The organism is Paenibacillus sp. PL91 (genome assembly GCF_012935325.2).
Lineage (GTDB): Bacteria > Bacillota > Bacilli > Paenibacillales > Paenibacillaceae > Pristimantibacillus.
In genome coordinates, this window is record NZ_JABBYG020000019.1 from 15,259 (window position 1) to 36,446 (window position 21,188).

General features: G+C 43.1%; 24 protein-coding genes and 2 pseudogenes. 3 read left to right on the forward strand and 23 right to left on the reverse strand.

All coding sequences use genetic code 11. The features are described from left to right. Positions 1–47 precede the first annotated feature (47 nt). From HI950_RS28765 to HI950_RS28795, 7 genes and pseudogenes are all read right to left on the reverse strand, one after another. Positions 48–881 carry a HAMP domain-containing sensor histidine kinase gene (locus HI950_RS28765; RefSeq protein WP_223285576.1) on the reverse strand — a complete coding sequence of 278 codons (834 nt, stop codon included), beginning with the start codon at positions 879–881 and terminating at the stop codon, positions 48–50. Between the two features lie 50 nt (positions 882–931). Continuing rightward, entirely contained in the window at positions 932–1,174 is a 243-nt protein-coding gene (locus HI950_RS28770) for a hypothetical protein (protein ID WP_169088988.1), read from the reverse strand. Between the two features lie 191 nt (positions 1,175–1,365). Then, a pseudogene (locus tag HI950_RS28775) lies at positions 1,366–1,500 on the reverse strand (winged helix-turn-helix domain-containing protein); the annotation flags it as partial. Positions 1,501–1,938: 438 nt separating this feature from the next. Then, the gene (locus HI950_RS28780; protein ID WP_169088990.1) at positions 1,939–2,379 is read right to left on the reverse strand and encodes an SRPBCC family protein; all 441 of its coding nucleotides are present in this window, start codon (positions 2,377–2,379) and stop codon (positions 1,939–1,941) included. Continuing rightward, positions 2,376–2,825: an SRPBCC family protein gene (locus tag HI950_RS28785; RefSeq protein WP_169088992.1), complete on the reverse strand. Its 450-nt coding sequence runs from the start codon at positions 2,823–2,825 to the stop codon at positions 2,376–2,378. Before HI950_RS28785 ends, HI950_RS28780 begins: the two co-directional genes overlap by 4 nt. Continuing rightward, positions 2,822–3,328 carry a MerR family transcriptional regulator gene (locus tag HI950_RS28790; protein ID WP_169088994.1) on the reverse strand — a complete coding sequence of 169 codons (507 nt, stop codon included), beginning with the start codon at positions 3,326–3,328 and terminating at the stop codon, positions 2,822–2,824. The genes HI950_RS28785 and HI950_RS28790 overlap by 4 nt, the downstream gene beginning before the upstream one ends. Before the next feature lie 291 nt (positions 3,329–3,619). Beyond that, positions 3,620–3,901, reverse strand: coding sequence for a hypothetical protein (locus HI950_RS28795; RefSeq protein WP_169088957.1), 282 nt, complete (start codon positions 3,899–3,901; stop codon positions 3,620–3,622). A gap of 307 nt (positions 3,902–4,208) precedes the next feature. Here HI950_RS28795 and HI950_RS28800 point away from each other — a divergent pair, with 307 nt between their 5' ends. Further along, the gene (locus HI950_RS28800) at positions 4,209–4,601 is read left to right on the forward strand and encodes a YmaF family protein (protein WP_169088996.1); all 393 of its coding nucleotides are present in this window, start codon (positions 4,209–4,211) and stop codon (positions 4,599–4,601) included. A 564-nt stretch (positions 4,602–5,165) separates the two neighbouring features. Here the strand turns inward: HI950_RS28800 and HI950_RS28805 are convergent. The 3 genes from HI950_RS28805 to HI950_RS28815 form a co-directional block, all read right to left on the reverse strand. Further along, complete coding sequence (locus HI950_RS28805) at positions 5,166–5,420, reverse strand: pentapeptide repeat-containing protein (RefSeq protein ID WP_169088998.1); 255 nt, start codon at positions 5,418–5,420, stop codon at positions 5,166–5,168. A gap of 178 nt (positions 5,421–5,598) precedes the next feature. Beyond that, positions 5,599–6,270, reverse strand: a complete 672-nt coding sequence (gene catA / locus HI950_RS28810; protein WP_169089000.1) for a type A chloramphenicol O-acetyltransferase — start codon at positions 6,268–6,270, stop codon at positions 5,599–5,601. Positions 6,271–6,414: 144 nt separating this feature from the next. Further along, a complete protein-coding gene (locus HI950_RS28815; RefSeq protein WP_191297112.1) occupies positions 6,415–6,936 on the reverse strand; it encodes an RNA polymerase subunit sigma in 522 nt (173 codons plus the stop codon). A gap of 142 nt (positions 6,937–7,078) precedes the next feature. Here HI950_RS28815 and HI950_RS28820 point away from each other — a divergent pair. After that, positions 7,079–7,537: pseudogene (locus HI950_RS28820) on the forward strand (SDR family NAD(P)-dependent oxidoreductase); the annotation flags it as partial. Between the two features lie 482 nt (positions 7,538–8,019). Here HI950_RS28820 and HI950_RS28825 read toward each other — a convergent pair. From HI950_RS28825 to HI950_RS28865, 9 genes are all read right to left on the reverse strand, one after another. After that, positions 8,020–8,199, reverse strand: coding sequence for a hypothetical protein (locus HI950_RS28825; RefSeq protein ID WP_169089002.1), 180 nt, complete (start codon positions 8,197–8,199; stop codon positions 8,020–8,022). Positions 8,200–8,926: 727 nt separating this feature from the next. Next, positions 8,927–9,406 carry a YdcF family protein gene (locus tag HI950_RS28830; RefSeq protein WP_223285568.1) on the reverse strand — a complete coding sequence of 160 codons (480 nt, stop codon included), beginning with the start codon at positions 9,404–9,406 and terminating at the stop codon, positions 8,927–8,929. 484 nt (positions 9,407–9,890) lie between these two features. Next, on the reverse strand, positions 9,891–11,039 hold the full coding sequence (locus HI950_RS28835) for an ABC transporter permease (RefSeq protein WP_169089006.1): 1,149 nt from the start codon (positions 11,037–11,039) through the stop codon (positions 9,891–9,893). Between the two features lie 2 nt (positions 11,040–11,041). Further along, positions 11,042–12,160, reverse strand: coding sequence for an ABC transporter permease (locus HI950_RS28840; RefSeq protein ID WP_169089008.1), 1,119 nt, complete (start codon positions 12,158–12,160; stop codon positions 11,042–11,044). 32 nt (positions 12,161–12,192) lie between these two features. Then, positions 12,193–13,128: an ABC transporter ATP-binding protein gene (locus HI950_RS28845; RefSeq protein WP_169089010.1), complete on the reverse strand. Its 936-nt coding sequence runs from the start codon at positions 13,126–13,128 to the stop codon at positions 12,193–12,195. Between the two features lie 125 nt (positions 13,129–13,253). Further along, positions 13,254–14,387, reverse strand: a complete 1,134-nt coding sequence (locus HI950_RS28850; RefSeq protein ID WP_169089012.1) for a sensor histidine kinase — start codon at positions 14,385–14,387, stop codon at positions 13,254–13,256. After that, positions 14,388–15,044 (reverse strand): response regulator transcription factor, encoded by a 657-nt coding sequence (locus tag HI950_RS28855; protein WP_169089183.1) that lies wholly within the window; start codon positions 15,042–15,044, stop codon positions 14,388–14,390. Between the two features lie 6 nt (positions 15,045–15,050). Beyond that, positions 15,051–15,380 (reverse strand): hypothetical protein, encoded by a 330-nt coding sequence (locus HI950_RS28860; protein ID WP_169089014.1) that lies wholly within the window; start codon positions 15,378–15,380, stop codon positions 15,051–15,053. Between the two features lie 282 nt (positions 15,381–15,662). Then, complete coding sequence (locus HI950_RS28865) at positions 15,663–16,553, reverse strand: LysR family transcriptional regulator (protein WP_169089016.1); 891 nt, start codon at positions 16,551–16,553, stop codon at positions 15,663–15,665. A gap of 100 nt (positions 16,554–16,653) precedes the next feature. Here HI950_RS28865 and HI950_RS28870 point away from each other — a divergent pair, with 100 nt between their 5' ends. After that, positions 16,654–17,547, forward strand: a complete 894-nt coding sequence (locus tag HI950_RS28870) for a DMT family transporter (protein ID WP_169089018.1) — start codon at positions 16,654–16,656, stop codon at positions 17,545–17,547. A 246-nt stretch (positions 17,548–17,793) separates the two neighbouring features. Here HI950_RS28870 and HI950_RS28875 read toward each other — a convergent pair whose 3' ends face one another. From HI950_RS28875 to HI950_RS28890, 4 genes are all read right to left on the reverse strand, one after another. Beyond that, positions 17,794–18,120 (reverse strand): nuclear transport factor 2 family protein, encoded by a 327-nt coding sequence (locus HI950_RS28875; RefSeq protein WP_411268155.1) that lies wholly within the window; start codon positions 18,118–18,120, stop codon positions 17,794–17,796. Between the two features lie 86 nt (positions 18,121–18,206). Beyond that, on the reverse strand, positions 18,207–18,686 hold the full coding sequence (locus tag HI950_RS28880; protein ID WP_169089020.1) for a DinB family protein: 480 nt from the start codon (positions 18,684–18,686) through the stop codon (positions 18,207–18,209). A gap of 396 nt (positions 18,687–19,082) precedes the next feature. Beyond that, positions 19,083–20,027: an aminoglycoside phosphotransferase family protein gene (locus HI950_RS28885; protein ID WP_223285569.1), complete on the reverse strand. Its 945-nt coding sequence runs from the start codon at positions 20,025–20,027 to the stop codon at positions 19,083–19,085. Positions 20,028–20,294: 267 nt separating this feature from the next. Continuing rightward, positions 20,295–21,185: a stalk domain-containing protein gene (locus HI950_RS28890; RefSeq protein ID WP_317618466.1), complete on the reverse strand. Its 891-nt coding sequence runs from the start codon at positions 21,183–21,185 to the stop codon at positions 20,295–20,297. Positions 21,186–21,188 lie beyond the last annotated feature (3 nt).

Sequence of the window (21,188 nt, forward strand, 5' to 3'; positions counted from 1 at the left end):
CCTTAGGTTGGCTTTTAGGTGACCTCAAGTTTAAACTTTGTTTAATTTTATATACTGATGTATACGGTCGTTCCGATGTTCTCGGAGTCGATCTTCCACTGCAAATTCATATCTTTAATCATTAATGACACAATGGAAAGACCGATTTCCGCCCCTTTCGCATCTGAGCGGTACGCGATGCCGGGGCCATGGTCTCGGATCGCTACAACCATTTCACCATTATGCTCACAGCAGAAGATGCCGATATATCGCCCCGCCTTGGCATGTCGGATAACATTCTGAAACAAATTATCGACTATGATGCGGAACCAGAACGGGTCAATGCGCCACATTACGGGTTGCTCCGGCATTTCAATTTCGATTTCCAGACCTTCCTCTTCAAAGACCGGATACCAGTCGGCGGCCGCATTGCGAAGCTCTTCCGCTATGTCGATGTCCTTTATTTCCATCGGATATTTACCTGCGGATAATAAAGTGTACGACAGAAGATTGTCCATCAGCTTGCCGATATCGTCCAGTTTTCTATTAATGATGCGTAACGAACCGTGAGACGGATCAGAAGGCATTTTGAGGAGGGTATGCACATGCTGCCTTATTACCGTTAGCGGCGTTCGCAGATCATGAGACAAATTGGCAATCAGCTGCTTGCGCAATTCCTCCTCCAGTCTTTCGCTCTCCCTCATCGTCTTCAGTTGACTGCTCATCGTGTTGAAGGATTGTTCCAACCTTCCGATTTCGTCATTCTTACCGGAGATAATACCACTAGGGATGCCGCTTTCCCCTTCCACGGTCATTGCTGCTTCCAACCGGACCAGCCTTATACGGATGCGATAGAAGAATAGGAATGAGAGAAGCAATAACAGCGCATATACCACTATCATCAAGGAAATCAATGCTGCATTTCGATAGGGTGGAATATCGGCTATGGTAGTTAGTGAACGTGGAAAACGAAGGTCATAAATCCATTTCGCACGTCGCCGCCAAGCAGAGCCGTGTACGTCAGTTGATTCTTCTGCCCCAACTGTGTCGAGAAAGCGATCACGTCGGAATATGTCCATCGCTCAGGTATGTCGACTGGACGTTCGCCAATCGACCAGGTCAATTGATCGCTGTCTACCCAGAATGCCTCCGTTCCGGGGTATCGATCAACGAAAATTTGTAATCTCGCTTTCACGCGTTCGGCGGACACATCCTTTAATAATCCAGCTTCAAGTTGCCATTCACGTTCAATTTCCACGTCATCAAGCAAGCTTTTGCTATTTGAAATATAATTCGGTAAATAAAATAAAGCAGGTATAAGAGGAAAAACAAGCAATACAAGCAAAATCAGAAGCAGGTATCGAACAAGTAAAGATCTCCCCTTCTTCACAGCTTGACCCGATAGCCAACGCCACGTATCGTTTCAATAAGGATCGGATTTCCTGGATCGATCTCAAGTTTCTCTCGTAGGTGGCGAATATGTACCATCAGTGTTTTGTCGCCTTCCAGATAAGGTTCCCCATCTCCTTCCGGTTAATATCAATAAATGTTTGGTGGGCCTCGGTTTCAATATTACTATAATTTAATAAGATATTGGGTTCAGCCCATGATTAAAGTAAACTTCTTACAGAATTCCCCCTCCAGAACGTATGTGATTTTACTTCCTCGAATCAGATGGTGTAATGATTCTCTACCAATTGTCATCTCTTTGAGGCGACTTTCCGCGCCCATCAAGTGGTTAAGGTGAAATATTTCGTCTCTTTTATGATACGGTTCACCGTAACGGGGCGATCAGCGAAAAAGCCGCCTTGATAGGCTGTCAGATCTTCACTACCTTCCTACCGTTACTAAAATAAAAATCGCCGTCCGATTCCCGAAAGAATCTTGAACGGCGACAATTTTAGAGTCATCACTTAAGTGGCAGTTCTTTCGGGTAAAAGCCGATATCACTTTGCAAAGCTAGTCGGCCAATTCCGCCAGCAGCTTGCCAAGCCGGTCAAGGTTCTGTTCATTAGCTTCTATGCAGATCGGCTTGGCTTGTTCAAACTCCTCTTTCTCCTTGAAAAGTTGACGGAAGGTGACCCTAGTGCGGCCATCGAAGCCATCGAAGGTAGCCGTTACCCGAAATTCGTGAACGTTTAGATGATCAATCACGACCCGCTCCGTCGGCACAATCTCAACAAAGACATTATGGTTAGGATAATCCACGCCATCCGGTCCGTGCATGGTGAACTTCCACGTACCTCCCGGCCTCATATCGCACTCGTGAAACGTATTTGTAAAGCCGTCCGGCCCCCACCATCGGGCTAACAAATCGGGAGTTGTCCAGGCCCGAAACACGAGCTCCCGCGGGACATCGTACTCACGCGTAGCAATAAGTTCATTTTCACCTATAGTCATGCTCCTACCTCCCCTTCTACTACCTTGCCCAGTGCATCCAACATGACGTTTGTACCGTGTTCCCGCACTTCCGGCGTGTCGTGTCCGTCAAAGAACGCACCTTGCTCCGTGAAAATCAGCTTCGTGCCGCCCTTCACCTTAATAAGCTCAACCGTTGTGATCGAGACAGAGATGCGTATGTCGCCCGAATCCAGGGTGTACGTATAGACAATGCGCTGCTCTGGAACAAGCTCCTGATAGCTGGCGTCGAAGGTAAAGATCGGCCCTTCCGGCGGCCCGCCGCTGCTGTACTCGCGCCCGCCAACCTGGAAATCGAAAATGTCTGGCTTCGAAAACCACTTGGCTTTGGCAATCGGATCGGCCCATGCGTTATAAACCCGCTCCGGCGGAGCGGCATAAATCCGTTCTACGACGAAGGTTCCATGCTTGACAAATCGTTCGTTCATTGATTTTCCTCCTTATGTTTCGGAATTCCGTTCTCCTCGGCAAGAAAGTCTCCCAGCAGGTCCAAATGTCGCTCCCAACTCGTTTGCCGCTCAATGACCGGTTTCTCAAATCCTATCTTCATCGCTTGCAGAAGGCTCGTGAAATCTTCAACCGTTAATTCTGCCTTTCCCTGCATAAGCTTGGATACATGTCTTAGCTGCTCCAATAGTTTCTGTTGCAGTTTAATCTGTTCTTTGATTTGGTTTATCTGCAGGCCAACGATCTCAAGCGGACTGATCTGCCCGCCATTTAAGGCCGATTTAATCTCCTCGAGAGATAATCCCAGCTCCTTAAGCGATAATATCTGGTGTAATCGCGACAAGTCCAATTCATTGTACAGCCTGTGGCCGGAATCCGTTTGTCCCGATGGAGAAAACAACCCGATTTGATCATAAAACCGCAAGGTTCGTACGGTAAGCCCCGTTAGCTTGGCAATATCCCCGACCTTCCAATGTCTCTTCATGAACCATCTCCACTCTTTGGCGCTAGCTAAGTACCGGTAACTCTATTGTAAAACATCACGTTACGTAAGGTGCAAGTGAAATCTTTCCGCTCTACCGAATTTTTTTGTGCCACTGATATTGAACACAAGCTATTCTGTCTAAAGGCAAAGACTCAATCCGCAAACGTTTTTGAAAATTTCGCCCTACTTATGATAAGGTTCTCCGCAATTGATCTTAAACTATCTTGCCCGTTCTAGAGTAAAGGGCTGGTCTCCAGCCCCTCCTCATCAAACTGTACGTGATGTTTTCTCTCAAACGGCCTTCCTATGCTCGTCATTCATGGGCATGCAGTTTACAAGTGCATCTTCAATCCATGTAATTTTGTCAAATGCCTTACCTCTTGAAAGGATCCCATCTATCTCACTCGTTGCCTTTTCTTCGCATGTCTTATAGTTCGCTGCATTGGAGAACGGCACGATGACTTGATCGAACACCAGCCCTTTGGCCATATACGAAGACGTAACCACGATTCCCTCGTGAAACCTTTCACTGCTGAAGTCGAACAGATGGATAAGTTCGACGGATGTAAACACCCCAATATCTCAACGAAATATTATTAACCTAAATTTCTCTAGAGGTTTTACAAGTCCTGCTTGTACATCGTGCTCTTTCAACAAAACTGCCCGTTAACTTAATGACATACATTATCTAATGTTGAAAGAAAATAAAGTATTAGACTAACGGGGTGAATGAAAAGTATCATTTTCCTTTTATAAGGATAACTTTTACCCCGAAAAATCCCTCATTATTGTTTTCATTATGGGCTTTAGCCGTTTCATGACAAACATGGTTCTTCATAGACTAATTCCGTACCTAATTCCTAAGGAAAGGGAGTAAAAAATGAAAATCCCAGTTACCGGATTTGTATTGGGATCTTCCGAAGATGGCGATAACCGTCATTCTCATAAGCTATATATTACGTCTTGGAATGGCAACCCTGTCCATGTTCATTCTATTACCGGTGAAACTTCCATCGATGACGGACATTCTCATCAATATGTGAGTTGGACCGCTCCTGCTCCTACCGGAGTGCCTCATGTACATGGATACCAAACTGTTACTTCCCAGAATCACGGCCATACCCACCTTATTCAGGGAACGACTGGCCCAGCCATCGCTCTTCCTGGTGGAGGACACTACCATTTGTTTGAAGGGTATACCACTATTAACGGTACTCATCCCCATTCGCATGCCTATCGCGGGAGAACAGGCAATGAAGTTAGTAGTATGTAAAAAAATCCAATGAATATAAAGGACATTCTACAATAATTAATAGAATGTCCTTCTTTTTGCCCTTTTGTTATTTCCTTGTAGGCTCCTTTGGAACATATCGATAGTGAAAAGGAGCCTTTCGGCTTCGCGAAATACGTGATCTGCTAATAATGGCATGGCTGCCGCTGTTTCTTTTATTGGGGTCAGTTTAAAACTTAATGGTTTGATCACTATTCAGTTTCACTGTTGCAATTCAAAAGCGGCCCTCTCGGTTCCAGTAGTAGCGGCAATTGATGTGTGACTTACAAGGAGTAATTAGTCGAAAGTTATTACGTTAACCTGCCCGTTAGCTCAACGAGGCTGCCGTTTCGTGCCGGCAGCCTCGTCCTGGTGATTGTTAATCTAACGTTCCCCGTTAGCGTAATGATTGCAGTAGGCTGTGATCTGAGATATCGCTCACTCAATCGCCATTTTTTCGAGGTCTATTCTATTTATTGTAACCCCATATGAACTGTTCTCTTCAAACACCGTTCCATTGATAATGGAACCATGCCAATCGACTGATTCCACAGCGCTGTCCCGAATTTATGCGTTAGTTAGGTCTGCATCCCGAAAAGAACATGTTTTGAGGTTAGTTTTAATAAACCGTGCATTTTTCAAATTACACTTTGAAAAATCAATACCAGTTAGAAAACATTCATCAAAGGAAACACCTTGCAAATCCCAGTTGGAAAGATCTCCCGAGTCCGAGTCTACTACATCAATTGAATGAAACATTTTGTTGCCTTTCCTCAGCTCGGTCATAAGTTCTTCCATTGTAAGATCACGTTCTATATACATTATTGTCGCTCCAGTTTGTGCACTAACGTTACCCGTTAGCTTAATGAAGTACCGTCAGTCTAATACTATATTTTCCTAGTTTATCAATACATAAATGTAAAATACAGATGAAATAAAGGGTTCCACATATTAGTCATGAATAATATGTGAAACCCTTTATGTTTAACTATCATGCCCGTTAGCCGAATGTGGTATAGTTTGGCAACCATTCCATATACGCATCAGCACGTAATTGTAGCTCATTATACAGCATCCCGGCATGGTAACCGTCGCAAACGGCATGGTGGAATTGTCCTGATAATGGCAATAATATTTTTTCGTCAAGCTGAAAATATTTCCCCATTGTAAAGATGGGGAGTAAATAGGTTCCCTCATTATAGACGTTCAGGTTAAAGCCAGTGAAGCTAACCCAAGGAATGCTAGAAATGGGGAAAGTGTTGGGTGGTTCGTTTGTTTTAGCAGCAAATCGTTTAACACTTCCGTACTTTTTTATATCATCAAGATAACGAATGTAGAAATCATTAAAATCTTCACCGTACAAAGTCCATATGCTTGAAAAAGTCTTATCATCATCATGGAAAATTGTAAAGCTAGGAGATAAACTATCCCAATAACCCAATGTCCCATCAGAATTAAAACAAGTGCGAAATTCATTGTGGCAGTTTACCACTGTAGATATCATGTGGATTAGTGCTGGATACAGCTTTATCCCCTGACTCTTAAGTTCTTTCAGCAGCCGGGAAATATCAATATTTGCAGTCATGCTATAGGTGCATCTGACATTGTTTAAATAATGCTCAAAATAGGATTTTCTACTCCAGTTATCAATGACAATCGGGTTGAAATTCATTTATTATAACCTCCTAAAATGATTACTTTTTTTCGTTTTAGGAGGTTTAATCCACTGCTTTAACCATATCCGCATCACAATCCCAACACATAATTTTTCTACTGCACTATCGAGTCCCGAGGGAGTTAATTGAAGGTATTCAAGTTATTGAATAGGTTGAAATGAAACATTCCAAATGCCATCATCATCTTTAATCATCTTAAAACCATACTTACTTTCTGTGTCTTCGCTTGAGAGATACTCAATATACCCTTCAAAATCACTAGTTTGTACGAATTTTCCATTTTCAATCTTATTAAAAGTTTTGAGGATCTGTTCTTTTATTCCTCTATCTGAATTAGGAATTTTTTCATCTTCTTCTTTTGTCCATTGAATGTGTCCTTTTTTATCCGTATATAATGCGTAAACAACATCATTATTATAGTCCAAACTTGCTTGAACATATAACTTAGCAATACTTATTGGTTCTAACTCTTTTAAATATTGTTCATTTAAGTCTTTCTGAAAGTTATTATAGACCTCTTGTTCTTTGAAAGATAGTTTAAAATCAAGTGATAAGGTTGGCGTTAATGTTGGACTTGATGCGAGTATATCTGACTTGTTTTCCTTGCTAAAACAACCTGTAAGTACTATAAGTATTTCAACTAATAATAATCCAAATTTCATTTACATTACTAAATGCTCCCTTCAACCCCGCTAACTTCTTGATTTATTCTTCTAATATCGACGTATTAATTCACTCAATTGTTTCCAATATCTTTAAAAGTTCCTCGACATAACTGCCCGATAGCTCAACGAGGCTGCCGTTGATAAGTTCGGGCGAATCGATGTCCTAGTTAACAATGCCGGATACGGGCATCTCGGTGTGTTTGAGGATACCTCGCTCAAAGAGATCCGTTCCCAATACGAGACAAACGTATTCGGCACGATGGCGCTAACGCAAGCAATTATTCCCTATATGAGGAAACAGCATAGCGGACGCATCATCAACATTTCGTCCGTCTCAGGTTACAAAGGTGTCTTCGGCGCAGCAACCTATGCTTCTAGCAAGTTCACCGTTGAGGGATTCAGTCAAGCGATTGCCGAGGAACTCGCTCCCTTCGGTGTATTTGTCACAGCGGTTTCCCCAGGTTTCTTTCGAACGGATTTCCTTGATGTAACTTCTGTCAAATACTCCAAGACCGAAAACAGTGATTACGAAAAGCCGCTGGCGGAGTTCCGTGAGTTCCACGACAACCGAAATCACACCCAAGCAGGCGATCGGTAAAACTCGGCGGCGTAATCGTTCTTCTATTGACGCAAATCGATAACCCGCCGGTTTCGTTCATTGCTGGCTCAGACGGGGTTGAATGGGTGACGAGTGTAATTAAGAATTTGCAGGTCCAACTCGACGAATGGCGTGAGCTTTCGGTCAGCACGGACGGGGATAGGTAATAATAGAGAAGCCACGGGAACATTCCCGTGGCTCTTCTTATATGTTCCCCGACTCAAAGAGTGCTTAGGCGCAGGCTTGGGTTCACACTAACCTGCCCGTTAGCTTAATAAACACCACTGCCCCACACCGTCGGGAATGGGAACAAGTTCTTGACACCGGCCAGTGACAATAACGTGTTCCCATAACTAAAAAAAGCCGCGATTACGCGACTTTTATTGGGACAATGTTCATGACTCCCGACACGTTGGAAAATGTCTTCGCTACTTCTAAACTTATCTGTTGTCGACATGTTCATTCCTTCATAAAAAGCCAGGCTATGCGCTCTGGCTTGGTTTTTTGCGTATGCTCGTTAGCTCGAAAGCCTCTTTAGGAATCCCCAGTTCTAGGGCCTTCTTTTTCTTAATCATCATTGCCTGCTGTAAGCTGGTGGCTTTAAATTCAATTGTGGTGCCAAATGGATCCTCGAAAGCATAGTAGCTCTTCTTTTCCGACATAAACTAAGCGCCTCTCCATCTTTTTCTCAAATGATTTTGCCCGGCCATGTTCTTGGCGCAGTACACTAAAATCATTATGTCCACGCATCCTGTTTATAAACAAAAATTAGGAATTATGTTTTTTTCAATGGATAGCATTCAGGTATTATCCTTGGATTCTCGGCATATCCGCTTGGCACAATACAAGCCGGCTAAGCTTGGTCAAATTCCTCGAGCTAACTTTATTTGTTGGTTTTGTTCTTTTTTTTCATTTACAAGTGGTTTTGTAAATGACACGAATACAAGTCCGATCGCCAATATTGCTGCCCACGCAGTAAAGGATGGCCATCCTTCTGGAAGAAATCCAAGAAACATATACTCAAGCGGTTTGTCAAAAAGCACCTTTATAAGCAAGACCGATAAGACTCAAAATTATTCCCAAAACCTGCAACCCATCAATTTGAAACTCTCTTCATTTTCATCACTCTCCGTATTTCACAAAAAGTGAAGGCACTTCACTATGCAGCGAAATGCGAATCACAAAGCGTAGTATACCATAGTTTTTCTGACTCGATTAATTAACATAATCTGCCGTTAGCTTAACAAAGAAATGGAGCAGCCTGCCGTAGCAAACTGCTCCTTGATTGTTCTACTATCGTGTCCCGTTAGTTTAATGAAAATGAGTAATACGGATGTCGCTTCAGCCTGCTTCCTTATAGTAAGAACCCTATATCGCCGATCCATATCATTATTTAAAGAGATATTTATAATATGCTGGGAATTCTCGTATTATTGAGTAAATATCTCTAAACTCAAAGATTTTGGCATGAGCTGAATACACTTCTTTAATATCCATCTTTCTAAACGCTAATTTTGTCCTAGATACATGAAAATATTGAGTAATAACCATAACGGAGTCTATTACTAATTCATCCCTAATCTTGCTGGTATTTTGGGCGGTCATATATGAGTTGTACCCATTATTATCCTCTATAATTTTATCTTCCGGTATCCCTTTATCTATTAAGTAAGATTTCATAACCTTTGCCTCATCGAAACCTTCCTTACCAATACCACCACTTACAATAATAAAAGTAAAATAGCCCCCATCATAAAGTTCTACGGACGTATCTAATCTTGCTTTTAACCGCTCAGAAGGCTGTCCATTAATTTCTACTTTATTTCCTAATACTACCGCTACGTCAACAGGCTTCAATTCATCATTCAACCCATCTATTATCACGAAAGTAGTGTGAATGATAAACCAGATGAAAAGACTTGCTACTAATATTAAAAATCGTTTAATGAAAACAAAGTTCAATCTCTCACCTGCATTCTCTCATTTTTTATCCATAATCCTTCCTGAATATTATCACAATTGGGAGCATGAAACATTACACGCAGACGTCCTATTACTCTCTTTTAAATTGGAATCAATTCGTTAAATCCATCCGATATCCTTTAATTCCTATGGCGTTGAGTGGTTGAGCTAACCAGCCCGTTAGCGAAATGAAGAAGCCGGCATACAGGTCATGACTGAGTTGTTCAGTGTGGTGATGAAGTTCCCCCTAATTTATAAACTGCCCATGACACAAAAGCGCAGGTGCCTCAGCGTACAAACTTGCTGCCAATGGCAAACGTTCAGAAAGAAGCATGTTATCTCCCCTACAAGTCAATTTTGAATGATTAGAATATGGGATTAGCTTATTTTCTTAAATATAGCTTCGAGTATCATTGTTCCTGCCAAACTTATAAACGGCTATTAAAGATAAGGCCACGGAAAAAGCAATCAAAATGATCAGGTTCAAAGATAATTCCCCCACGGATACCCCTTGCTGTAGGTTGCTAAATGTATCCAGAACCCAATACTGGGGAAGAAAGTGCGCGAGCTGCTGCATGGTTGTCGGCATTAATGCAAGCGGGAACATACATCCAGACAGCAAGCTGCTAGGAATAAGGATCATATTCTGGATGCCGCTGGCTACTGAAGAGCTGCTTGAGAATGCCACGATTACAAGCGATAGGCCTATTGCCACCAGAGCAAATAACACAAGAATTATGAACATGCTCCAATAAGGAATACCCGGATCGACACGAAAAATATTTATCATAATCAACAGTGTCACTGCAATCTGCAGCATCATCATAGTCAAATTAACGATGATATTAGATGAGACATAGGTTCTAGGATTGATCGGTGAGGATAAAAGGCGATAATAGGTTCTATTCTCTCTTTCCTTAATAAGAATTCCAGATAAATTCGAAGCGGACACCAGCATGAGGACGAGTAAGTAACCTATTGATTGATTGGTTTTGTTGTAATTTACGGATTGATCCTCTACTTTCTCAGCTGATAATCTGAAGTCTGTTTTTTGAAATCGCTTATAAAGGGTATCAAACTTAGCCTTATCTCCTTTAACCACCTTGCCGATCGAAGCCATATTGTTAATATGTTGATCCAAGGATGCTTTCACATGTCCGGTAACCTGCGCCCCCTTAATGGATACGATCTTAACATTTGCGGGCTTGCCGACAATCAAGCTCTGTGCGAAACCTGCGGGAAGGATAATTGCTGCATCCAGCTCGCCAGCAGCAATCAGCTCTTTTATCTCATTCTCCTCAATCTCAATTACAAGCATGGAATCCTGTCTGCCCACCGAATCTATTACACCCATTGTAATCGTCTGACCTCCATCATGATTAACAATGCCCATTCTCAATTCGGTTTCTCCCGAGCCCCCTTGGACTAGGGTCGCGAGCAGGATTCCCATAACAGGAAAGACAAAGTATACAAATAGATTCAAATAATTCTTAAAGGTAGAAATAAATGTTTTCCGGATCAGCCATAACGTGTCTCTCATTCTTACAATCCCTCCTTTCTGCGCATCATCGTTAATGCGATACCAAGCAAGACGACCGCGAAGCCGATATTTAACAGCATGGCGTTAACCGCTGCTGACAGACTGTCTGCGTAGATCATTTCAAGAAGTGCAGCATTGGACCATTGCAGTGGAGAAAGAGGCGCGAGGGTTGCCATGATTCCTGTAGCCTCCTCGACCGGGAAGTATGAACCACCGAGAAATGCAGCCAATTGGATAATAATCATAACAACAGTTCCTGATGCATTACCCTTGATGATATAACTGAACCCGAGTCCCATGCTCACAGCGAAAATGATTTCAGTAAAGAGCATTAGAAACACTAGACCTAAATTTTCTCCCCAATAGGCATTAAACATGTATTTACTGATGAGCACTACGACAATTGTGAGTATTAAATTCAGCACGACAAGCCCTGCTAATTTACCCGCGAAAATATCTATTTTCGTCACAGGCGAAGCAAGCAATCGGACAGCTGTGTTCCTTTTGCGTTCACCATCTATTAATTGTGCGGCTGTCAAGGCGCTATATAAAATAATCATTGTCGTAATCACTATAGCGAAATAGTCCATAGCGCCAGGTTTTCTTGTCGCATTCAACGACTCCTCCACCACATAGCTTTCACCGTCGCTTCCGGTCATGATCGCATCCGCTTGCTCCGAGTCTGTACCTGCTACTTCAGCCGCCAACCGGTAACGATCTGCAAAAGCTGTAAGCACACTCTTAGCAATAACGCTTTCAATCAAGCTCTGACTACTGCTGTAATACTTCAGCCCACTATCCAAAATCTCGACGTAACCCGCATAGCGGTTGTTCTTCACTTCAATTTTTCCATCCGTCTTCTCGTCTGCTTTCTCGAGTTTAATGCCAGCTTGACGCATCTGCCCCGTGAAGTCGTCCCAATATTTAGAGAACTCACTCGAAGTGCTATTATTCTTATAAAGTACATTGATGTCTTCAACCGTTAAACTGCCGTTAAAAGCATTCGTAAGCGCCGTTCCCAAAATAAGCATGGTTAATAGCGGCGAAACCACCAAGAACAAAAGCATCTTGGGATCGCGGATAACCTTTAACTCTTTGAGCATTATTCTGAATACATTCAATTCCCCTTCGCCTCCTTATCCCTTCTTTCTAATCAGTCCCGCAGGCTTCTGCCTGTCAATGTCAGAAACACCGTCTCCAAACTAGGCTCATTCTCTTCCACAGAACGTATTTCAATATCGTCCGCCATCAACTGCTGGATGATCCGGTTCAAATTATTGACCTCGGAATCAGAGGTAATCTTAACGATTCGATCCTCCACTTCAACCCGGTTTACGCCAGCAATTCCCTCCAGCTTGTTCCTATCCAGATATTCCGCCGAGCGGACCTCGATACCTATATTTTTCTGATTCGTAATGATGGCTTTTAATTGTCCTTTCGTTCCTTCCGCGATAATCTTTCCGTGGTCGATAATAGCGATTCTTGTACAGATCTCTTCGACCTCCTCCATGTAATGGCTGGTGTAGATGATCGTACTGCCCAATTCATTCAGTTTCTTGACGGAACCAAGAATATAGTTGCGAGATTGCGGATCAATCCCCACCGTTGGCTCATCCATGATGAGCAGTTTTGGCCGATGGGCGATTGCACAGGCAATGTTCAATCTTCGCTTCATGCCGCCTGAGAAATTTTTGGGATGGCTTTTATGCTTGTCACCAAGTCCAACGAATGCTAGTGCTTCAATCACCCGCTCCTTTAACTCGGCCCCTCTTAGTCCGTATAATCCGGCGAAAAAATGAACGTTCTCGTAAGCTGTCATATCCTCATAAATAGCCATTTCCTGCGGCACAATCCCGATGTTCATCTTCGCGAATTTGCCATGCTTAGCGATACTCTTGCCAAAAACTTCGATTTCACCCTTGGTAACCCTGAGCAGAGAGGCAATCATGTTAATGACCGTACTCTTACCTGCTCCATTCGCACCCAGAAATCCGAATATCTCGCCTTCCTTCACCGACATCGTGATATTGTCCACGGCAATAAAATCCCCAAATTTCTTCGTAAGCTGCTTAATTTCGAGTACGTTCATTCGTAACACTCCCGTTTCCTCTTTAGGATAATGTAATTGTAATAAAAAAGGATGCCCCCGTGACAGTGCACAAGTTCATCCTTAACCCCTGAGAATCTTCCTATCTAATCCTTGTAAATCTCATCTTATCCGTGAGGAATTAAAGTAGTGACACTGAAGCCTCTTGAGCCATCGACGATAATCGCACCATTTACGCTTGCTGCCCGTTCTTCCATGCCGATTATTCCCAAGCCTTTTATCACCTTCTGCTCTCCCTTGCCGTTGTCCGATACTTCGACCTTGATCAAGGTTCTCAGTACCTCGATATGAATGGAGATGAAAGTAGCGTTTGAATATTTCATGGCATTGGTCAACGCTTCCTTGGTGTTCTCCTGAATGACCTTCCACTGGATCGGAGTAATGATGTCGACATTACCTTTATGAGTGAGAGAGGTCCTGACCGTATGAATCGCTGAAAATTCATCAACGAATAATTTCATCCGATTCACTCCGAGCTGCTCTATCGGCGGCTTCATATTCTTGAGCACAAGGCGAATACTCTCGATCCCTTCCTTGGAGATATGAATTGCATTCTGCAGCATCTCCGCCGACTTGTTCGGATCGGAGGTGAACAAACGCTTCGAGGCTTCCATCTGGATCAATGCACCCGTCATCGAATGTCCGATCTTATCATGAATTTCCTGAGACAGCCGGTTACGCTCCTCCAGCTTAATCGTATAATCGGACTGTCTGATATATTCTTTATTCTCATTCAGACTCTTAGTCAACTGCTGGATATGTTCGTTTCTATTTTCTATGTCCTCTTTGAGGTCTGCAATTTTGCTTATGTAGGTGTTAAGCAAGAAGTAATAGAGGAAACTTAGTATCGCCACGAGACCATATGTAACCAAGACGGCTTGAGATTCTTGAGACAGCAACAAGAGCGGAACCAGCATGAGAAATAGAATAATTCCGCGTTTACGCAGGTATATAGTGAATAGTTCGTATATGTTCAGAGGGAACAGGAGTAAAAATAAGGGTTGGATGTAGGACGAGGACGCTATGGTAACCAGCATGGACAGCAGAAGCACGAGCGTCGTAATACTAACCTTTTTAGCGATATGAATGGAAATATTCAAACAAAGGTAGATGAGGATGGACAGCATATACCATGGTGAAATCGAACCTACAGCTACATAAGATTGAATGATCACATAGCTTAAGATAATCGATTTTATCCCCATCGTCCAGAGTTCTAAAGGGGTTCCCCTCTCCGTCATTTAATCCACTTCCCCGGTCAGAAAATAAATCGCGATTTGTGTACGATGCGTAAGACCCTTCTTGCTTAGGATAGAAGTAATGTGGTTGGCAATGGTGCCTTCTGAGATGAACAGCTTCTTCGAGATTTCACGATTAGAAAGCCCTTTCGCGATGAGGGACATAATGTCGTGCTCTCTATCAGTGAATAAGCTTCTGTCGATCTTACTCCCTCTATCTTCTTTCTTATCTTTATCCTTGTCCGGTAGCAAACTAGATTTCAGCTTATCCAGCACAGCATCCTGCAGCACATTATGTCCGTTGTATACAGTTATGATGGCATCCCGAATCCGCTCCGGATCGTTATTCTTGAGCAGATATCCCTTTGCCCCACTGCGAATCGCATCGAGAATAAACGCCTCGTCATCGAAGGTGGTCAGGATAAGCGCTTTCGTTCCTGTCTGTTCGGAGATCAGCTTGGTCGCTTCCACACCATTCATATTGGGCATCTGCACATCGAGCAGTGCCACTTCTACTTCATTCTCTAGGCAGAAATCTACGGCTTCTTGACCATCCTGAACCGTCGCCAATACCTCGAACTCATCGAAGGTGGTCAGTATGATCTTCATGCCTTCCCGGATAAAGGGATTGTCATCGGCAATAATGATCCTTATTTTCAACACTGCTCACTCTCCGTTCACCGCTTTAGCAATATCCATCATGTCATATTCATTTATTAGTATAGCATCTTCTTTTCGTTCATTAATAAATAAATTTTGACAAGCTAATAGCTGGAACAGTTCAAAAAGGCTGCCGTTACCGGCAGCCTCGTCCTTGAAATATTGCTCAATTGGCGTGGTACTTATTAATTCATCTGGATTCTTGGTGTAACATTGATTAAATGTTAATAATAGCATCTCTTCAATAGCATCATCTGTATAAGGAAATTTTAGTTCATTTACAATGTTAATATCCACTGCTCCGCCAATTTTTTTTGAGGATCCTGTTGGAACCATAAACAAGTCATCGTGTTTGCTTACCTAGATACCGACATTATTAAACCTGTGTTTTTTAAAAAGCCTCACAAATTTTATCAAATTCATTATCCTTTCACTATTGCATCTTACAGCTACTATTTCACGATTTTCAGTTTAATCCCTTCTGATATCTCCACGCTATTCTGCCAGTTAGCAACGAGTCTGCCGATCATCCGCGACAGCCTCGTGTTGGATAGTATTGCGCTATCGTTACCCGTTAGTTTAGCGAGATAAGCTAATACTCTATGCAAATTTTGCACATTAGCGGTTCCGGTCACCGGATAAATAAAGCTCCCTTGCGGTTTGCAGGAACAGCTTCACCCCGTGAGGAGCCTCCTTCAGAGACGGAACCGCTAAGTGAATCTCTCTGAACGGCTGCGGTTCAATTGTCCGGACGCGGACATTAGGCGGCAGCACCGACAACGACAACGAAGTTGTCGATACGATCGCGACGCCCAGCCCTTCTTGAATCATGCTCAACGCCGTGGTTATGTTGTGGCCGTCATATTTGACGCGCAAGGCGATTCCGAATTGCTGAAACAGCTCATAAATCGGCGTTACAAACCCGCCTTTACATACAATCATAGGTTCATTGTCCAGATTTGTGATATGGATTGTCGGGCGGCTTTGCAATGGATGATCGTCTCGAAGAAGCAGACACAACTCGTCTTTGAAGAACGGAATCCCTTCCAATTCACCGTTCGGCGGAATAATCCAGCCGACATCGATTATTCTAGAAGACAGCCATTCTTTAATCTCGTCAATGGTTCCTTCGTACAGTTCGAACGCCAGCCCCGGATGCTTCTCCCCGATCACCCGCAATATTTTCGGCAAGAAGTGTGCGGACACAATCGGGAACGACCCAACGCGGACGGTGCCGACTTCAAACCCTTTCTCGGCCGTTACCTCCTGCTCCACCTTATTGTAGCCGTGCAAAATCTCTCTGAATATGACAATCAGGCGCTTCCCAATATCGGTTAGAATGATCCCGTTCTTTCGATCCCGAATCATGAGGATGACCCCCAATTCCGATTCAAGTGTGGAGATGGCTCGGCTTACGGCAGGCTGCGTCATATTCATTTGCTCCCCGGCTTTGGTGAAGTTTCCGGTCTCGGCGATTTTTACGAATAACATCAGTTGCGAATGTGTCATAACAATTTTGATATCTCCTCTATAATAAACATTCATTTTATTTATCTTATGAGGCATTGTATCATGGTAAATACCAATCCACAACAGGAGCTGAAGATACATGCTGGAACTTTCGCGAACACGTACTATTGTTTATTTAACGTTTCTAGTTACAATGTGGGGGGTGAACTGGCCGCTTTCCAAATATGCGCTTGAATTCGCGCCACCGTTGCTTTTCGCCGGCTTGAGGATCTTTATCGGAGGTCTCATATTGCTTCCTTTCGCTTTACCCCGCTACAAAAAGCTTGATCTGAAGCATACTTGGCACATCTACCTGATCTCCGCGTTGCTGAATATTATTCTCTTTTTCGTCTTTCAAACATTCGGACTGAAGGTTATGCCGGCCGGACTGTTTTCGACGATCGTGTTCTTGCAGCCTGTTCTGCTCGGCGTCGGCGCATGGTTATGGCTGGGCGAATCCATGACCGGTTTGAAAATGGCCGGTTTGTTTCTCGGCTTTCTGGGAGTCGCTGTCGTCAGCGTAAGCGGAGGCTCCGGGAATATTTCGTCCGCCGGAATCCTGCTCGGTTTAGCCAGCACAATCACTTGGACGTTCGGTACAATCTATATAAAAAAAACCGCGACAAGGGTCGATGCCGTCTGGGTGATCACTATTCAGATGATCTTTGGTGGAATCGTATTGTTGGTTACGGGCTCTGCCGTTGAAAGCTGGACGGATATCGTTTGGAATCTGTCATTCCTTTCGACTCTGTCGATAATTTCGATCTTCTGTACGGCCTTGGCCTGGCTCGTTTTCTTTCTGCTTGTCGGATCGGGCGAAGCTGGAAAAGTCGGTTCGTTTAATTTTCTAGTCCCTCTCATTGCGATCGTGACCAGTGTCCTTTTCTTGGGTGAAACGATCACTTCCAAACTGGTGGCGGGACTCGTTCTAATTATCGCAGGCATTGCACTGGTGAACCTCAAACTGAAATTTCTGCAAAAGGGGAACAAATGACACATGGGAAATTAGAAGGAGGGAAAAGAACGCGTATGACGGCCCATGCAATCAGGGCTTATTCCTGACCTTGATCGGGGGGTAGTGATGAGTATTTGGAACGGCTAAGACTGCTACTAGATTGAGTTTTATTTTATCGGCAGCTATTGCACTAACCTGCACGTTAGCTTAATAAAATGAGCAGGCCACCGTAGCGCCTGCTCATCCATGTGTGTTATTCAACTATCGTGTCCCGTTAGCTGATTACTACAGCGGAATCGGTGTCCCCTGATGAAATATCATCCGCCATTTTGTATCTTCAAATTTCCAAATAGAGCTTCGCAAAGAATGCTGCATTTTTTCTTCGTTGAATATTCGATAAGTCGTTAAAACTATTTCTCCTGACAATTGATGTATTTCAAAATCACTTAGTTTCATTTTTACAACACCAATTCCATTTGCACCAAGTCCATCTTTTTTGCTCCAAACTGTTCCCGAACTTCCAAATTCGATGAAATTATCAGCTAGTAAATTTGATAGCTCTTTTACCGAAGTGCGGATTTCTGGCTTTAATAACATTTCTTCAAGTTTCAACAATTCCTTCTTAAGAAAATCTATATTAATCTTTTATCCCACCTTCCGATTCTCGTTACCCGTTAGTTCAATAGGATATATCAACGTTAAATATTGAATAACCCTCTGCCAATCAAGTTTGCAGTAACCGGCTTCTTTCCGATATCTCGTGACCATATAGACAATTGACCGATATGGTGGATCTCGTGGGCGATCACGTGCCGCATCACTTCGCCGTATTTATGGGCTTCCCGTTCCCCTTCATCCGTGATATCGATCATAATGCTGTCTTCCAGACTATCATTCCAACCATAGACAAATGGAGCGAGTTCCAAGTGGCAACGAGCGGAAAAATCCTTTATTTGCTGCAAGCTGGCCACTTCCTCGAACGGAGGGATCTCAATCGCTTTTTCTTGTATTCCACCGCATATCCAGCCATACTCGACTGCCACAATGTGATACAGTGTGGGAAGGATGCATCCTTTGCCGCCGGTGCGTAATTTCAACAATTCTTCCTCGCTCACCGTATCGCACCAGTCAAACCAATCTTTGCGAACTTGCCAGTTATACTCGAATAATTTCAACATGCCGCAGCCTCCTGTAATAATAAACTTTATTGCTCCTAACATGATTCGCAATATAATCCTGCTATCCTGCACGTTAACTCAATAAAATGAGCAGGCCTCCGCAGTGTCTGCTCATCCATTAGTATTTTTCAACTATCGTTATCCGTAAGCTTAAGAACAAAGTCAACGATAATTAACCCCCATATACTATAAATACTGCCCGTTAGCCATCCATACATCTCTTATGCTGCACCACGGAGTACGATAGTTAATCCGTTCTTTCATGGTAGTGAAGAAGAAGGCAGCCACTTCACTGGCTGCCTTCTCTTCGAGCTTTTTGATCTATAGCACCCGTTAGTTCAATCATTTTCTTCACTTTTGGTTAGATTGAGATGTAAAAACATCGCTCAATCTCTGCTAATCCATAATCATGTCAACAACTTGTTTCGCGATCGCAGCATAGGATTCGACCTGGTCCGGACTTCGATCAATCGCCCACCTGAGATTATCGAACGCTCTTAATAGCAGCAAATGTCTCATATCAGCAAGATCTTCTACACTTATGCCGTATCCGTCTAGAAATGCTTTGAATTCTCCTATATTCGGATCTCCGTCTAGGATTTGGCACTGCATCACACTAATAATATCTCCATGCACCGTTCTTACTTCTGCATTTCCCCAATCCAATAATATTACTTGTCCTGTCTGATTGACAATCGTATTCTTCAATGAGATATCTCCATGGTTTAAACCGAAGCGGAACGTTCCTTTCTTCAAATTCTCAAACAGTTTTCGTACTCTCTGCGATTTCATCTGAGTGATTACTCCAAGCTCAATCAACCGATCAGACTCCGTCAAACTATTGATATTATACTGCACATACCCTAGCCAACTGCCGTCAGATCCTGCATGTGAAGGTGAATGAAACTCGCCATGAACTGGATCAATCAGATTTTCCCCATATCCCTTAACTTGGATCGAATTTATAAGCTTGGCATATTTGCCAAGCTGCCTCCAAACATCGGACTTGAGAACCGTGCTGTCTAACCCGTTGTCTCCATCAACAAAAGCTTGAATCATATAGGCGGTTTCATCAACTATATCAATGGTCAACACCTCAGGTCCGGGAATGCCAAGTGCGGCAGCTTGTTCAATACACCATTTTTCTTTTATATAGCTTGGATATGTACCAGTATTGTTCATGCAAACAACAACCTTACGACTCTCTGTTTCGACTACGCAAACCTGATTTACGAAGCCTTTTCCTATGATCTGGTACGAAGATTTTACTTGTTCCAGAAGAAAATCGCCTGCAATTCGTTCTGCTTGTATAACTACAGAGTCTCCCATAGCTTCTTTCATTCCCCTCAAGTCTTGTGCTTCAACGAGCTCTACGTTTTAATATAACTCTGACCGTTCTCTTAATGGTGGATCGCGCTTTGTCCTAAACTACCGCTGTTTTATTGAACTAACGTTTCCCGTTAGCTTAACGACATTGTAAGCTCATACTATATTTCCTTTTTGTTAGATCAGCAGAAATGACGCCGCATTAGCACATTTCAAGTACATGTCCAATTGAAAACAAAAACCCGCAATTTATGCGGGTAAGAACAGCTGGAATATGCAGAGCTATTTTTTCTCGAAAATGATTACGGTTTTGGGATTCACCATAAATTCTACGGTCGATTCCAGCAGCTCAGACACAAAACGTACTGGTACAAACGTACTGCCTTTCTTTAACAGCAAAGGCGTATCAAAAGAAACCGTTTGTCCATTCACGATTGCTTTCTTCTCATTTACGATCCAGCGGATTGTCGTGTTGTTTTTTTGGATCGTTACCTCTTTTTTGCTTTGGTTCCACGATACTTTAGAACCAAGCCGTTCAGACACAAATCGAATCGGGACATAAGTGCGGCTCGACGATATAAATGGGGCTGTGCTGAGCTTAAAAGCACTTTCCCCTACGTAAGCGTTCGTACTGCCGATTACTAATCGTTGGGCTTTTAGTTGAGTACGGAGATATCCTTCCCCATTAAGCTTATTGAGAAGCTGGTACGTCTTGGTCGTACTCCTCAAATCCAAATAGTTGTGGTCTAATTGCAGCGTGAATATCAACGCTCCTGTGTCATAATATTTATCGAACCTAAGGTTGCGAATTGGATCCAAATTCCATACACGGTTGTTATATAGGTCTAAGTAAGAAAGGTTCTTAAGGAATTTCAAAGGCCCAAGATCGTAAACCAAATTCGATTTGAGATCCAAAACATCAAGGTTCGTCAGCTTTTTTAAAGGATCTAGATCCTTGATCTGATTGGCTCCCGCATAAAGAGATCTCATTTGGGTCATCCCTTCAAGCGCGCGGAGATCCGAAATCCGATTGCCCCCGATGTAAAGATGTTCCATGTTGGATAGTGGTTTAAGCGGACTCAAATCCGTGATCCGGTTGCCTGAAAGAAACAACTTCGCTAGCTTGGTCAATGCTTTGAGCGACCCAATATCCTCAATCTCATTTTGGGACAAATC

What these genes read in the sequence shown, in the direction of transcription:
- HI950_RS28765 (WP_223285576.1), bottom strand. Translation starts at nt 881, where the DNA reads ATGATAGTGGTATATGCGCTGTTATTGCTTCTCTCATTCCTATTCTTC.
- HI950_RS28780 (WP_169088990.1), bottom strand. Translation starts at nt 2,379, where the DNA reads ATGACTATAGGTGAAAATGAACTTATTGCTACGCGTGAGTACGATGTC.
- HI950_RS28785 (WP_169088992.1), bottom strand. Translation starts at nt 2,825, where the DNA reads ATGAACGAACGATTTGTCAAGCATGGAACCTTCGTCGTAGAACGGATT.
- HI950_RS28790 (WP_169088994.1), bottom strand. Translation starts at nt 3,328, where the DNA reads ATGAAGAGACATTGGAAGGTCGGGGATATTGCCAAGCTAACGGGGCTT.
- HI950_RS28800 (WP_169088996.1), top strand. Translation starts at nt 4,209, where the DNA reads ATGAAAATCCCAGTTACCGGATTTGTATTGGGATCTTCCGAAGATGGC.
- HI950_RS28805 (WP_169088998.1), bottom strand. Translation starts at nt 5,420, where the DNA reads ATGTATATAGAACGTGATCTTACAATGGAAGAACTTATGACCGAGCTG.
- catA (WP_169089000.1), bottom strand. Translation starts at nt 6,270, where the DNA reads ATGAATTTCAACCCGATTGTCATTGATAACTGGAGTAGAAAATCCTAT.
- HI950_RS28815 (WP_191297112.1), bottom strand. Translation starts at nt 6,936, where the DNA reads ATGAAATTTGGATTATTATTAGTTGAAATACTTATAGTACTTACAGGT.
- HI950_RS28825 (WP_169089002.1), bottom strand. Translation starts at nt 8,199, where the DNA reads ATGTCGGAAAAGAAGAGCTACTATGCTTTCGAGGATCCATTTGGCACC.
- HI950_RS28835 (WP_169089006.1), bottom strand. Translation starts at nt 11,039, where the DNA reads ATGAGAGACACGTTATGGCTGATCCGGAAAACATTTATTTCTACCTTT.
- HI950_RS28845 (WP_169089010.1), bottom strand. Translation starts at nt 13,128, where the DNA reads ATGAACGTACTCGAAATTAAGCAGCTTACGAAGAAATTTGGGGATTTT.
- HI950_RS28850 (WP_169089012.1), bottom strand. Translation starts at nt 14,387, where the DNA reads ATGACGGAGAGGGGAACCCCTTTAGAACTCTGGACGATGGGGATAAAA.
- HI950_RS28860 (WP_169089014.1), bottom strand. Translation starts at nt 15,380, where the DNA reads ATGGTTCCAACAGGATCCTCAAAAAAAATTGGCGGAGCAGTGGATATT.
- HI950_RS28865 (WP_169089016.1), bottom strand. Translation starts at nt 16,553, where the DNA reads ATGACACATTCGCAACTGATGTTATTCGTAAAAATCGCCGAGACCGGA.
- HI950_RS28870 (WP_169089018.1), top strand. Translation starts at nt 16,654, where the DNA reads ATGCTGGAACTTTCGCGAACACGTACTATTGTTTATTTAACGTTTCTA.
- HI950_RS28880 (WP_169089020.1), bottom strand. Translation starts at nt 18,686, where the DNA reads ATGTTGAAATTATTCGAGTATAACTGGCAAGTTCGCAAAGATTGGTTT.
- HI950_RS28885 (WP_223285569.1), bottom strand. Translation starts at nt 20,027, where the DNA reads ATGAAAGAAGCTATGGGAGACTCTGTAGTTATACAAGCAGAACGAATT.